12 protein-coding genes and 4 tRNA genes are annotated in these 13,702 nt (G+C 56.8%); 14 read left to right on the plus strand and 2 right to left on the minus strand.

What is annotated here, in order from left to right:
* Positions 1-8 precede the first annotated feature (8 nt).
* Complete coding sequence (gene rsgA / locus G364_RS0111475) at positions 9-1,043, minus strand: small ribosomal subunit biogenesis GTPase RsgA (protein ID WP_019935296.1); 1,035 nt, start codon at positions 1,041-1,043, stop codon at positions 9-11.
* A 90-nt stretch (positions 1,044-1,133) separates the two neighbouring features.
* Here rsgA and orn point away from each other — a divergent pair, with 90 nt between their 5' ends.
* The 5 genes from orn to G364_RS0111500 all read left to right on the plus strand — a co-directional run bounded on the left by orn (position 1,134) and on the right by G364_RS0111500 (position 2,647).
* Positions 1,134-1,679, plus strand: a complete 546-nt coding sequence (gene orn, locus G364_RS0111480) for an oligoribonuclease (protein ID WP_019935297.1) — start codon at positions 1,134-1,136, stop codon at positions 1,677-1,679.
* 254 nt (positions 1,680-1,933) lie between these two features.
* Positions 1,934-2,009: transfer RNA gene (locus tag G364_RS0111485), tRNA-Gly, on the plus strand.
* A gap of 136 nt (positions 2,010-2,145) precedes the next feature.
* Positions 2,146-2,221: transfer RNA gene (locus G364_RS0111490), tRNA-Gly, on the plus strand.
* 138 nt (positions 2,222-2,359) lie between these two features.
* Positions 2,360-2,435, plus strand: a tRNA-Gly gene (locus tag G364_RS0111495).
* A gap of 136 nt (positions 2,436-2,571) precedes the next feature.
* Positions 2,572-2,647 (plus strand) — tRNA-Gly (locus tag G364_RS0111500).
* Between the two features lie 89 nt (positions 2,648-2,736).
* On the opposite strand, the gene queG is transcribed toward G364_RS0111500, so the two are convergent.
* A complete protein-coding gene (gene queG / locus G364_RS0111505) occupies positions 2,737-3,864 on the minus strand; it encodes a tRNA epoxyqueuosine(34) reductase QueG (protein WP_019935298.1) in 1,128 nt (375 codons plus the stop codon).
* Here queG and G364_RS0111510 point away from each other — a divergent pair.
* From G364_RS0111510 to hflC, 9 genes are all read left to right on the plus strand, one after another.
* Complete coding sequence (locus tag G364_RS0111510; RefSeq protein ID WP_019935299.1) at positions 3,863-5,374, plus strand: bifunctional ADP-dependent NAD(P)H-hydrate dehydratase/NAD(P)H-hydrate epimerase; 1,512 nt, start codon at positions 3,863-3,865, stop codon at positions 5,372-5,374. The two genes, queG and G364_RS0111510, sit on opposite strands and share 2 nt — an antisense overlap.
* On the plus strand, positions 5,340-5,801 hold the full coding sequence (tsaE, locus tag G364_RS0111515) for a tRNA (adenosine(37)-N6)-threonylcarbamoyltransferase complex ATPase subunit type 1 TsaE (RefSeq protein ID WP_211212446.1): 462 nt from the start codon (positions 5,340-5,342) through the stop codon (positions 5,799-5,801). Before G364_RS0111510 ends, tsaE begins: the two co-directional genes overlap by 35 nt.
* Positions 5,801-7,117 (plus strand): N-acetylmuramoyl-L-alanine amidase, encoded by a 1,317-nt coding sequence (locus tag G364_RS0111520; RefSeq protein WP_026344868.1) that lies wholly within the window; start codon positions 5,801-5,803, stop codon positions 7,115-7,117. Before tsaE ends, G364_RS0111520 begins: the two co-directional genes overlap by 1 nt.
* Before the next feature lies 1 nt (position 7,118).
* Positions 7,119-8,903 (plus strand): DNA mismatch repair endonuclease MutL, encoded by a 1,785-nt coding sequence (gene mutL / locus G364_RS0111525; RefSeq protein ID WP_019935302.1) that lies wholly within the window; start codon positions 7,119-7,121, stop codon positions 8,901-8,903.
* Positions 8,893-9,834 (plus strand): tRNA (adenosine(37)-N6)-dimethylallyltransferase MiaA, encoded by a 942-nt coding sequence (gene miaA, locus G364_RS0111530; protein ID WP_019935303.1) that lies wholly within the window; start codon positions 8,893-8,895, stop codon positions 9,832-9,834. The genes mutL and miaA overlap by 11 nt, the downstream gene beginning before the upstream one ends.
* Positions 9,835-9,871: 37 nt before the next feature.
* Positions 9,872-10,141, plus strand: a complete 270-nt coding sequence (gene hfq / locus G364_RS0111535; protein ID WP_019935304.1) for an RNA chaperone Hfq — start codon at positions 9,872-9,874, stop codon at positions 10,139-10,141.
* 42 nt (positions 10,142-10,183) lie between these two features.
* A complete protein-coding gene (gene hflX, locus G364_RS0111540; RefSeq protein WP_019935305.1) occupies positions 10,184-11,470 on the plus strand; it encodes a ribosome rescue GTPase HflX in 1,287 nt (428 codons plus the stop codon).
* Positions 11,471-11,532: 62 nt separating this feature from the next.
* Positions 11,533-12,705 carry an FtsH protease activity modulator HflK gene (gene hflK, locus G364_RS16515; RefSeq protein ID WP_019935306.1) on the plus strand — a complete coding sequence of 391 codons (1,173 nt, stop codon included), beginning with the start codon at positions 11,533-11,535 and terminating at the stop codon, positions 12,703-12,705.
* Positions 12,706-12,708: 3 nt separating this feature from the next.
* Positions 12,709-13,593: a protease modulator HflC gene (gene hflC / locus G364_RS0111550; RefSeq protein ID WP_019935307.1), complete on the plus strand. Its 885-nt coding sequence runs from the start codon at positions 12,709-12,711 to the stop codon at positions 13,591-13,593.
* Positions 13,594-13,702 lie beyond the last annotated feature (109 nt).

Raw genomic sequence — 13,702 nt, forward strand, 5'->3', positions numbered from 1 at the left:
GAGTACCGTCAGGAATTGGGGTGATAGCGATCAGGCTTGTCGGCCATGGCATCCATAATGCGGTGATAGCTGTCCAGCCGCTCTGCATGAATACGGCCTTCGGCCGCAGCCTGCTGCAGCAGGCAGCCCGGATCGCTGCCGTGCTTGCAGTCGCGAAAGCGGCAGCCGCCCAGATAATCGCGAAACTCACGAAAACACCAGGCCACCCGCTCGGGAGCCAGATGCCAGAGAGAAAACTCGCGAATGCCGGGAGAGTCGATAAGTGAGCCGCCGGTGGCAAAATGATAGAGCCGGGCCGTGGTGGTAGTGTGCTGACCCAGACCGGAGTTATCGGATACGGCACCGGTTTGTGCTTCCACCTCAGGCATGATGGCGTTTACCAGCGACGACTTGCCCACACCGGACTGCCCCACAAAAATACTGGTGTGGCTGCTCAGTGCCTGTTGCAGTTCATTCAGGCCTTCACCGGTGTCACAGCTCACCAGCAGCACCCGGTAGCCAATGTCGCGGTAGCGCTGCAAATCGCGCTCAGCGTCACGGCGCTGTTCGTCGCTCAGCAGGTCCACCTTGTTGAGCACCAGCATGGGTGGCATTTCCACGTCTTCGGCGGCCACCAGATAGCGGTCGATGATATGGCAGCTCAGCTCCGGCAGCACCGCAGATACCACTACTATCTGATCGATATTGGCCGCTACCGGTTTGATGCCGTCGTAATAGTCAGGGCGGGTGAGCACTGTGGTGCGTGGGTGTACTGCTTCCACCACGCCGCTGATGCCCTGCAAGGCCTCTGTGCCGGGCCGCCATACCACATGGTCTCCGGTTACCAGCGAGCCCAGGGTGCGGCGCAGATTGCAGCGATGAATGTTACCGTCACTGTCTTCAATGTCAGCATGCTGACCAAAGCGGCTGATCACCACCCCTTCCTGCGGGGCACCCAGCTGGGTGTCGTCAATGACTTCGGACTGCTGTTTTTTCAGGCGGCGGCTGTGGTTATCGCTAACGCGGCGCTTCTGGCCTTTACTCAGACGTTTCTTCTTGGTCACGCTGTTCCTCGAACCTGTTTTCACTGCCGGCTATGATACACTTTCCCGTTCAACCTTGTCCTTATTTGCCAAGCCGCAGGAACGCAAACCATGACGCAAAGTGCAGAAAACCTGGTATGGATCGATCTGGAAATGACCGGCCTTGATCCCGATGAACACAGAGTGATTGAAATTGCCAGCATAGTGACTGATAAGGATCTCAATATTCTGGCAGAAGGGCCTGTGCTGGCTATTCACCAGAGCGAAGCCGAGCTTGGCAAAATGGACGAGTGGAACGTGAACACTCATACTGGCTCGGGCCTGGTGGCCAGAGTGCAGGCCAGCACCATTACTGAAGATGAAGCAGTGAAACAGACGCTGGCGTTTTTGCGTCAGTGGGTGCCGGAAGGCAGCTCGCCCCTGTGTGGTAACTCCATCGGTCAGGACAGGCGTTTTCTGGTGCGGCACATGCCGGCGCTGGAAGCCTTTTTTCACTACCGCAATGTGGATGTGAGCACGGTAAAAGAGCTGGTACGCCGCTGGAAACCGGAACTGCTGGAGCAATTTACCAAAAAAGGCAGTCATCAGGCCCTGGACGATATTCGTGAGTCCATTGCCGAACTGCAGTTCTACCGCCGGCATGTGTTTGCCATTTAAACGCAAAACAGCCAGATTTTAGTCGTTTGGCGACAATTTCAGCAAACGGCTAACCTGCTTTAAAAAAGGCTTGCATTCGATCGGTTCGTGCTTATACTACGCCTCCCGTAGCCAAGAGGAATTGCGAAGCAAGCCACTGGTTACAACAGACTGAATACAGTCAGCGCGGGAATAGCTCAGCTTATATAGAGCTTAAACTTGCTGAAGTTGATGAGGGTCGCGCCGCGGCCCCATGCACAAGTTAAAAGTATTACGCGGGAATAGCTCAGCTGGTAGAGCACAACCTTGCCAAGGTTGGGGTCGCGAGTTCGAATCTCGTTTCCCGCTCCAAATTTAAAGCACGGGTTACCAGACCGGTGTTTGAAGCAAGTTAAAATCTGCGGGAATAGCTCAGCTTATGGAGCTTGACCTTGCTGAAGTTGATGAGGGTCGCGCCGCGGGCGCATGCACAAGTTAAAAGTATTACGCGGGAATAGCTCAGCTGGTAGAGCACAACCTTGCCAAGGTTGGGGTCGCGAGTTCGAATCTCGTTTCCCGCTCCAAATTTAAAGCACGGGTTACCAGACCGGTGCTTGAAGCAAGTTAAAATCTGCGGGAATAGCTCAGCTTATATAGAGCTTAACCTTGCTGAAGTTGATGAGGGTCGCGCCGCGGCCCCATGCACAAGTTAAAAGTATTACGCGGGAATAGCTCAGCTGGTAGAGCACAACCTTGCCAAGGTTGGGGTCGCGAGTTCGAATCTCGTTTCCCGCTCCAAATTTAAAGCACGGGTTACCAGACCGGTGTTTGAAGCAAGTTAAAATCTGCGGGAATAGCTCAGCTTATGGAGCTTGACCTTGCTGAAGTTGATGAGGGTCGCGCCGCGGCCCCATGCAAAAGTTAAAAGTTTTATGCGGGAATAGCTCAGCTGGTAGAGCACAACCTTGCCAAGGTTGGGGTCGCGAGTTCGAATCTCGTTTCCCGCTCCAAATCAAAAAGCCGACTTCATAGTCGGCTTTTTGCTTTTCTGAGTCTGCATAATTCGCGTATAAGCCTGCTGCGGCTTCGTATCATGCTATCAGCGCGCATGCGCAGACATACCTTTATCTACGGCGCGAATAAGTCGCGCCGTTTTACGGTTTTGCTGTTCCAGCTTGCCGCTCTGTTGCGCCAGCGCCCAGTCAATGTGCTCGCGCACCATATCGTCCACGTTATCACGCTTTTCCTCGAGCGCCTGCACCACCATGGGGCTGGCGGGCGCATTGCCCAGTGCCACGGCAATATTACGCAGCCAGCGGCGATGACCAATGCGGCGAATGGGGCTGCCTTCGGTTACTTTCAGAAAATGGGTTTCGTTCCAGCTGAACAGCTCCAGCAGTTGTGGCGCATGCAGCTGCTTCCTGGGCGCAAAGTCCGGCTCCTGGCTGGCGCCGGCAAAGCGGTTCCAGGGGCAGATTAACTGGCAGTCGTCACAGCCGTAGATACGGTTGCCCATCAAGGGGCGAAACTCTTGCGGAATGGGGCCGTCCAGTTCAATGGTGAGGTAGGAAATACAGCGGCGGGCATCCACTACATAGGGCTCTACAATGGCCTGGGTAGGGCAAATGGTCAGGCAGGCCACACAATTGCCGCAGCCTTCTTCCACCGGCGAGTCTACCGGCAGCGGCAAATTTACCAGCAGCTCGCCCAGAAAGAAAAAGGAGCCCTGCTCCCGGTTGATCAGCAGCGAGTGCTTGCCGGTCCAGCCCAGGCCGGCATTGGCTGCCAGCGGCCGCTCCAGCACCGGGGCCGAGTCGACAAAGGGACGGGCCACCAGCTGCTCTGCCCGGCTCTGAATTTTTTCTGCCAGTTTTTTTAGCCGGTTACGTAATACCTTGTGATAATCCCGGCCAAGGGCGTAACGGCTGATGTAACCTTTCTCAGGATCGCTCAGAACATGGGCGATGGCAGCGTGCTCGGGCAAATAACTCATGCGTACCGAAATTACCCGCAGAGTGCCCGGCAGCAGCTCATGGGGGCGGGCGCGCATCATGCCATGGCGCTCCATATACTCCATGTCACCGTGATAGCCCTTTGCCAGCCAGCTGCCGAGCAGGGGCTCTTCACCGGACAAATCGGTCCCGGTAATGCCGGCCTGGTCAAAGCCTAGCTCTGCTGCCCAGAGCTTGATATCGTGAGCCAATGCATCTAAGTCGGGAGTGGTCATGAGCATTACCGGTCTGGAAAAGCCCCATATTCTAACACAAGGGCTCTGGCTGCCGGAGCAGATCCAACAAGGAGAGCGTCAGGCGGCTGCCGCCATGGGCATGGCCATGTTTGAGCTGATGTCCCGGGCCGGGCTGGCGGCCTTTGAACTGGCCCGCCGGCAATGGCCTCAGGCCCGGCACTGGTGGGTATTTTGTGGTGGTGGTAATAACGGCGGTGATGGTTATGTGGTGGCCCGGCTGGCCCGTGCCGCCGGCATTCATGTGCAGCTGGTGCAGATGGGCGATGCCGAAGCCCTCAGCGGAGATGCCGCCACCGCGCGGAATCATTACCGGGCTGACGGCGGTGCCATTAAGCAGCTGGGGGCGCTGCAGGGAACACCCGATCTGGTGATCGACGCCTTGCTCGGCACCGGCCTCAGCGGCACGCCCAGGGGCGCAGCCCTGCAGCATATTGCGGCCATTAACCGGCTGAATGTGCCCGTGCTGGCCATGGATGTGCCATCCGGTCTGTGTGCCGGCACCGGCTGTATTCCTGCCGAGGCGGTATCCGCTCATACCACCATCAGCTTTGTGGGTCTGAAAACCGGCCTGCTGACCGGGCGCGGACCAGACGTGTGCGGACATGTTTGCCTGGCGGACCTGGGTATTCAGCACCGGCTGCCGTCAATGCCGGTTGTTGAACTGTTACACTGGCATACCCAGCGAAAGGCACTGCCAGCGCGCCGCCGGGGAGCGCACAAAGGAGAAACCGGCCGCTTGCTGGTGGCTGGCGGTTATGCCGGTATGAGCGGAGCTATTCGCCTGGCCGGTGAAGCGGCGCTGCGCTGTGGCACCGGTCTGGTGCGGCTGGTGAGCCATGCCAGCCATGTGCACTGGCTGAACCTGACCCGGCCCGAGCTGATGACCGCCACCTTTCCGGAGTTTAGCCAGTGGCATTGGTGCGATGCGCTGGTGACAGGCCCGGGGCTTGGCCGCAATGACTGGAGCCGGGCATTGATGGCGGCAGCGCTGAATGCCGGCAAACCCATGGTGATCGATGCCGATGCCCTGCATTTGCTGCAGGGCAAAGTACCGGTACAGGCAGTATTAACCCCTCACTCCGGTGAGGCCGCCGCTTTGCTGGGGTGTACGGCTGCTGAAATAGAAACCAACCGATTGGCGGCGGTGCAAGAGCTGCGGGAACAAACCGGAGCCGTTGTGGTCCTGAAAGGTGCAGGAACCCTGATTGCCGGCCCCAGTGGCACAGCACTGTGCCCTCATGGTAATCCGGGCATGGCATCGGGGGGTATGGGAGACCTGTTATCTGGTATAATCGGCGCTTTTCTGGCCCAGGGGCTTGCGCCGGAAAGTGCCGCCCGTCTGGGGGTATGTCTGCATGCCTGTGCCGGCGACATGGCCGCCGCACAGGGCATGACCGGCATGCTGGCATCAGATTTGCTTTACCCTGTAAGAAGCCTTATCAATCAAACGGATGATTATGACAACAATAAGCCTGACACTGGCCGATGAGGCCGCCACTCTGGCTTTGGGCAAGGCCCTTGCCCAAAGCAGTGATACTGCCTGTGTCATTTTTCTGCATGGTGAACTGGGAGCGGGAAAAACAACCTTCAGCCGGGGAGTGATTCAGGCGCTGGGGCATACCGGCAAGGTAAAAAGTCCTACTTACACTCTGGTGGAGCCTTATCAGTGCGGTGAACGTGCCGTCTATCATTTTGATCTCTATCGTCTGGCGGATCCGGAAGAGCTGGAGTACATGGGCATTCGTGATTACTTTACCGGCAACAGCCTGTGTCTGGTGGAGTGGCCGGAGCGGGGCGCAGGGATGCTGCCTCAGGCCGATCTGGATATTACTCTCAGCTATGACGGTGATGGCCGTGTGGCAATGCTAACTGCCCATACCGACACCGGCCGCGCCGTGCTCAAGGCGGTATCATGATGAGAACCCTGCTGACGCTGTTTCTGGTACTTTGCTCTGTCAGTGTCTGGGCCAATCAGCTGGAAGGTATTCGTATCTGGCCGTCACCGAACAATACCCGCATTGTGCTTGATATGCAGGCCAGCCCACGTTTTGATCATTTTATGCTGAATGGTCCGCACCGGCTGGTGGTGGATCTGGAGCAAACACAGAACCGGGTAAACTTTTCTGCTATTAAAAACAGCAGTGAGCTGATCACCCGGATTCGCGATAGCAAGCCGCCCAGGGCGGGCAGTTACCGGCTGGTATTTGAGCTGACGTCATCAGCCAGTCCGGTGGTGTTTCCGCTGGCTCCCGCCGGTAACTACGGACACCGGCTGGTGATCGACTTGCCGTATCAGGATCAAAGCAGAAAGCCCGAGCCTCCTGAGCGTAAAATGGCTCCGGCGGGCCTGCGTGAGCTGGTGGTGGCCATAGATGCCGGCCACGGCGGTGAAGATCCCGGTGCGGTTGGCCCCAAAAAGAACCATGAGAAGCACATTACCCTGGCTATCTCCCGCAAGCTGGCGGATCTTATCAACAAGGAGCCGGGCATGCGTGCAGTACTGACCCGCACCGGCGACTATTATGTGAACCTGAACCAGCGATCCGAAATTGCCCGCAAGGCCCGGGCCGATCTGCTGCTGTCCATTCATGCCGACAGCGTGGCAAATCAGGGCCCTCGTGGCGCATCGGTCTGGTTGCTGTCATCCAACCGCGCCAACCGGGAAATGGCCGGCTGGCTGGAAAAACAGGAGCGTCAGTCCGAGCTGCTGGGCGGTGTGGGTGAAGTGATTTCCCAGACCGATGGAAATCCTTATCTCACCCGCACCTTTCTTGATCTGTCCATGGACCGCTCCCGTGCCGACAGTTATGCCATCAGTGAACACATATTGGCGGAAATGGCCAAGGTGGTGCGCCTGCATAAACGCAAGCCCGAACACGCCAGCCTGGCGGTGCTCAAGTCGCCGGATATACCGTCTTTGCTGATTGAAGCCGGGTTTATTTCGAACCCCCATGAAGAGCAGTTATTGCTGACATCGTCCCATCAGCAAAAAATTGCGCAGGCGCTGCTCAATGGCGTTAAATCCTATTATCGGCAAAACCCGCCCAACGGCACCATGATGGCGGCCAAGGCGGCACCGGGCTCATCCATTCGCCATACGGTAAAAAGCGGTGAAAGCCTGTCGATCATCGCCCGCCGGTATGGCGTCTCGGTCAGCCGCATCAAGGGTCACAACGATCTAAATACCGATGTGGTTCGGGTAGGGCAGGTGCTGAATATTCCGGGTAGTTAAAATGGCAATACAAATATTACCGGCCCGTCTTGCCAATCAGATTGCCGCCGGTGAAGTGGTGGAGCGGCCGGCCTCTGTGGTGAAAGAGCTGGTGGAAAACAGCCTGGATGCGGGGGCTACCCGCATTGAGGTAGATATTGAAAAAGGCGGGGCCAAGCTGATCCGTATTCGTGATAACGGCTGTGGTATCGGCAAAGACGAACTCACCCTGGCCTTGTCACGCCATGCTACTTCCAAGGTCAGCACCCTTGACGACCTGGAGGCCATTGTCAGCCTGGGCTTTCGCGGTGAGGCACTGGCGTCAATCAGTTCGGTATCAAGGCTGTTGCTGACGTCCCGCACAGCGGCTCAGGAAGAAGCCTGGCAGGCCATGGCAGAAGGCCGTGATATGGCGGTGCAGCTGCAGCCGGCCTCTCACCCTCAGGGCACCACGGTAGAGGTAAGTGATCTGTTCTTTAATACGCCGGCCCGCCGGCGCTTTCTGCGTACCGAGAAAACCGAGTTTGGTCATATCGATGAAGTGTTGCGGCGTATTGCGCTCAGTCGCTTTGATGTGAATATGACACTGCGCCACAATGGCAAGCCGGTGCGTCAGTACCGCGCCGGCAAGTTGCCGTCACAGCATGACAAACGGCTGGCAGCGGTGTGTGGCCAGGCTTTTGTGGGGCCGGCGCTTAAATTTGACAGCGAGCATCATGGTTTGCGGCTGTGGGGCTGGCTGGCACCACCGTCTGCGGCCCGCAACCAGCCTGATTTGCAGTATACCTATGTGAACGGCCGCATGATGCGTGACAAGTTGTTTAATCATGCGGTGCGTCAGGCCTATGGAGACAGACTGCCGCCCGAAGGTCATGCTGCTTTTGTGCTCTATCTGGAGCTGGACGCTCACGAAGTGGATGTCAACGTGCACCCGGCCAAACATGAGGTGCGGTTTCATCAGGCCCGGCTGGTGCATGACTTTATTTTTCAGGTGCTGCAGCAAACCCTGGAGCAGGAGCACAGCGCACCGGCTGCAGAGCCGCAGCAAGGCTTTTCCGGTGAACCCGATGCCAGCTACGACGCTCAGTATGATGAAGCTGCAGTGTCACCGGCCCCCCGCTATACACCTGCAAGTCATGGCTACGGCCGGCAAACCGAGCGCAGTGACAGTGGTCTGAGCCGCCAGCAGTGGCAGGGGCTTGACAGCCTGCTGACCACGCTGCCCCGTGACGATACGTCTGTACCGGTATCTACAGAAACCCCAGCAGATGCCATGCCACTGACATTGGAGCAGCAGCGGGCACTGGTGGTGTTTTACCGGAAGCAGCTATGGCTGTGTGAACTGAATCTGGCCCAGGCCTGGCTTAATGGGCGATCCCTGTTTGCTGTCTGGCAACAAGGACTGACGCCTCAGCCTCTGTTGCTGCCAATACGACTGGCGCTGAGCACGGAGCAAAAAGCACAGACTCATGCTCATCAGGCGCTGCTGCAAAAGCTGGGGCTGGAGTTGAAAGGCGGCCCCGGTGACACCATTATTCTCGTCCGGGTGCCACAACCTCTGCGTCATGCGGATCTGGCCCGCTTGTTTCCCGAGCTGCTGGCTCGGCTGGAGCAGGAAACGGCCAGTCAGCCGCAGGCCTTGTGTCAGTGGCTGGCGCAGCAGGCCATTGCCGATAACGAATGGAACTGGCAAAAAGCCACGGCGTTGTGGCAGCAGCTGCTGCCTGAACTGGCTGATCCATTACCGGAATTTATGTGTCCGGTGGATGTTACTGAGCAACTTAACAGGTGGACATATGGGCACTAAGCCCCTGGCAATATTCCTGATGGGGCCAACTGCCTCGGGTAAAACCGGTCTGGCCACCGAGCTGTGCCGGGCATTGCCTTGCGAGGTGATCAGCGTCGATTCGGCGCTGGTCTATAAAGGCATGGATATCGGCACCGCCAAGCCTACTGCAGAAGAGCAGGCTATCACGCCGCACCGGCTGATTGATCTGATTGATCCGCTGGATGCCTACTCTGCCGCTGATTTTCGTCGCGACGCCCTGGCTGCCATGGCGGAGGTGACTCAGGCCGGGCGTATTCCGCTGCTGGTAGGCGGCACCATGCTGTATTTCAAGGCGCTGCTGGAAGGATTGTCACCCTTGCCTTCGGCAGACTCTGCAGTGCGTGCCGGCATAGAAAGTGATGCTGCCGCGCGGGGCTGGACGGCATTGCATCATGAGCTTGCCCAAATCGATCCTGTCTCGGCGGCGCGTATTCATCCCAACGATCCTCAGCGCCTGTCCAGAGCATTGGAGGTTTTTCGAATTTCCGGTAAAACGCTCACAGAATTAACCCAAAGCAAGGGTGATCCCTTGCCTTACAAAGTGTTACAGTTTGCGATTGCACCGGCTGAGCGTGCCACGTTACATCGCCGCATTGCCGAGCGCTTTGAGCTGATGCTGAACCAGGGATTTGAGCAGGAAGTGCGGGCATTATATGAGCGGGGAGACCTGCACACCGAGCTGCCGTCTGTTCGCTGCGTAGGCTACCGGCAAATGTGGGATTACCTGGCCGGTAATGTTGGCTATGATGAAATGGTACAGCGTGGTATTGCCGCCACCCGTCAGCTGGCCAAGCGACAGCTGACCTGGCTGCGGGGCTGGCCTGAGCTGACCTGGCTCGATACCGACGACAAGGACGCCGGACGGCAACTGATTGAGCAGGTAATACTGGCCCAGTCAGTAAAACAATAATAAATTTCCACTATTACAAAAGATAAGGACAACAAAAATGGCTAAGGGGCAATCACTGCAGGATCCGTTTCTGAACGCACTGCGCCGGGAACGGGTACCCGTCTCTATTTATCTGGTCAATGGCATCAAGCTGCAGGGCCAGATAGAGTCGTTTGACCAATTCGTTATTCTGCTGAAAAACACCGTCAGTCAAATGGTGTACAAGCATGCCATCTCTACCGTGGTACCGGCCCGTCCGGTGCAGCACCTGAGTGTACCGTCAGGCAGCCATCAGGAACAGGCCGACAGTGAGCAGGATCAAGATTGAGTTACGCTGAATTAGTGATGGCCGGCAGACGGAGGACCCCCTATGTTTGAACGTTATCAGGGTGGTGAGTCCGCCATTTTGGTGCATATTAATTTCACTGACGACAGTGAGCGGGAAGATCTTGAAGAGCTTGAACTGCTGACTGATTCAGCAGGAGTCACCACCTGTGCCGTGGTCACCTCGAGCCGGGCAGCTCCCCAGTCCAAGTTCTTTATCGGCACCGGCAAGGTAGAAGAGCTGGCGGCACTGGTGCAAATGCACCAGGCCGATGTGGTGATTTTCAATCACAGTTTGTCTCCTGCCCAGGAACGTAACCTGGAGCGGGAAGTCAAGTGCCGGGTACTGGATCGCACTGGTCTTATTCTCGATATTTTTGCTCAGCGTGCGCGTACCCATGAAGGCAAATTACAGGTAGAGCTGGCTCAGCTCAGCCATTTATCTACCCGGCTGGTGCGTGGCTGGACCCACCTGGAGCGACAGAAGGGCGGTATCGGCCTGCGTGGTCCGGGTGAAACCCAGCTGGAAACTGACCGCCGGCTGTTGCGAGAGCGCATCAAATATATTCGCAAGCGACTTGAAAAAGTATCCCGCCAGCGGGAGCAGGGCCGGCGTGCGCGTCAGCGCAACGAAATTCCTACCCTGTCTCTGGTAGGCTATACCAACGCCGGCAAGTCGACCCTGTTCAACCGGCTGACCCAGGCCGGGGTATACGCCGCGGATCAGCTGTTTGCCACTCTGGATCCGACCTTGCGAAAAATTGAGTTGCCCGATGCAGGGCCGGCTATTCTGGCTGATACAGTGGGTTTTATTCGTCATCTGCCGCACGATTTGGTGGCAGCCTTCAAGGCGACGCTGCAGGAAACCCGGGATGCCGACCTGTTGCTGCATGTGGTGGACTGTGCTGATGAACAGATGCGGGACAATATCGACGAGGTAAACTCGGTACTGGAACAGATCGAATCCGATGAAATTCCGGTACTCATGGTTTACAACAAAATCGATAAGCTTGATCAGCCGTTACCCCGTACCGAGCGGGATGACGAAGGCCGTCCGCGGGCAGTGTGGGTATCAGCGCAACAAGGTCTCGGTATTGACGGTCTGTTAGAAGCACTGAATGAGCGTCTGGCCGGCACCCTGATCGAACACAGACTGACGTTGCCGCCATCGGCCTCGCGGCTGCGCAGCCGGCTTTATGCGCTTAACGGCATAGTGGCAGAAGCTTTTGGCGAACAGGGTGAATACGTGGTGGATATTCGTTTGCAGCAAGCTGACTGGCACCGGCTGCTCAAACAGGAAGGTGAGCAACTGGAAAGCTTTATAAGCGATTGATTGCCTGAATGATCCATTGCTTGGTAGAGTTAATTTCATAAACCAGAAAGACGGAGATACAAATGGCTTGGAATGAGCCTGGAAATGGTGGCAAAGACCGTGATCCCTGGGGGAATGACGGCAAGCATCAGGGCCCGCCGGATCTGGACAAGGTGATCCGCAACCTGAGCGGAAAACTGGGAGGAGTGCTGGGTGGTCGCGGCTCTGGTAATGGCGGCGGTGGTCTCGGCTCTTTTGGAGTGATAGTGGCGCTGGTGATAGCGGTGGCCGTGTGGGTAGTCAGTGGTTTCTACACCATTGGCGAAGCTCAGCGTGGCGTGGTGCTGCGTTTTGGCAAGTTCTATCAGACGGTAGAACCCGGCCTGAGCTGGAAAGCTACCTTCATTGATCGTGTCTATCCGGTAGATGTGGAAACCGTGCGTTCACTGCCGGCATCCGGCTTTATGCTGACCCGGGATGAAAACCTGGTTCGGGTAGAAATGGATGTGCAGTACCGCGTTATCGAACCCCGTGACTACCTGTTCAACGTCACCAATGCCGACGACAGTTTGCATCAGGCTCTCGACAGTGCCCTGCGCTATGTGGTGGGCCACAGCACCATGGACGACGTGCTGACCGTGGGTCGTGAACGGGTACGTCAGGAAACCCGGGAGTTGTTGCAAGAGATCATTGATCCCTATCAGCTCGGTTTGATGATCCTGGATCTGAACTTCCTGCCGGCCCGCCCGCCGGAAGAAGTGAAGGATGCTTTTGACGATGCCATCGCCGCTCAGGAAGACGAACAGCGCTTTATTCGTGAAGCAGAAGCCTATGCCCGGGAAATTGAACCCAAGGCCCGGGGTCAGGCGCAGCGCCTGCTGCAGGAAGCCGAAGCTTACAAGCAGCAAATTGCATTGCGTGCTGAAGGTGAAGTGGCCCGCTTCCGTGAACTGCTGCCTCAGTATGAACTGCAGCCGGAGCTGACTCGTCAGCGTATTTACCTTGAAACCATGGAAGAGATTTACAGCAAGGTTAACAAGGTAGTGGTGGACACCCCGGAAGGCAGCAACAGCCTGATATATCTGCCGCTGGATAAGCTGATGGAGCAACAGGCGACGCGTGAAGCCCGAGTGGATCCCAATGTGATCACGTCCGACTATCTGAACAACAACAATGTGCCTTCCGGACAGGACAGCGGTCAGCTCAGACCCGGCTCCGACCGAAGCAACATTCGTCCGACGTCAGGGAGAAACTAAGCGATGAAAAGAGTATTAATCGTGGTGCTGGCCCTGCTGGCGATACTGCTTTTCTCTTCGGTATTTGTGGTTGCCGAAGGGGAGCGGGGCATAGTACTGCAGTTTGGCAAGGTCAAGCGCGAGCAGGATTCCGAACTGCCGGTTATTTACCAGCCAGGTCTGCACTTCAAGGTGCCGATGATCGATCAGGTGCGCAAGCTGGATGCCCGCATTCAGACCCTGGATGATCAGGTGGATCGTTTCGTCACCTCAGAGAAAAAGGATCTGATCATCGATTCCTACGTGAAGTGGCGTATCGACAACTTTGCATCCTATTATCTGGCCACCGGTGGCGGCAATCGTCTGCAGGCAGAAAGCCTGCTGCGTCGTCGTATCAACAACAGCCTGCGTTCGGAGATCGGCAGCCGTACCATTCGTGACATTGTGTCCGGTGAGCGGGGTGATGTGATGGAAAGCGCGCTGAAAGGCTTGCTGGAGTCATCTTCCGAGCTGGGGATCAAAGTAGTGGATGTGCGCATCAAGCAGATCAACCTGCCTACCGAGGTGTCCAACTCCATCTATCAGCGTATGCGTGCCGAACGGACCGCTGTGGCCCGTGAGCATCGCTCTGAAGGCCGTGAACAGGCCGAGATCATCAAGGCCGAAGCGGATCGTCGGGTAACCATTATGATCGCTGATGCCCAGCGTAATTCCCGTACTCTGCGTGGTGAAGGGGACGCTGAGGCAGCCAGGATTTATGCTGATGCCTATGCCGCGGATCCGCAGTTCTTTACCTTTATCCGTAGCCTTGAAGCCTACCGCAAGAGCTTTGAGCAGGGTGGGGATATGATGATCCTGAAACCGGACGGCGACTTCTTCCGCTTCCTGAAGGATCCACAAGGCAATTAATCAGTCTGCTGAATCAGTAAAAAGCCCGGGAAACCGGGCTTTTTTTTGAGCGTGATAATATTTTCAGCAATCCGGCCGTCCAGCAGTTCCGGCCTTGGTCAAAATTTGG

The sequence above is a fragment of the Oceanimonas smirnovii ATCC BAA-899 genome (assembly GCF_000381965.1).
Lineage (GTDB): Bacteria > Pseudomonadota > Gammaproteobacteria > Enterobacterales > Aeromonadaceae > Oceanimonas > Oceanimonas smirnovii.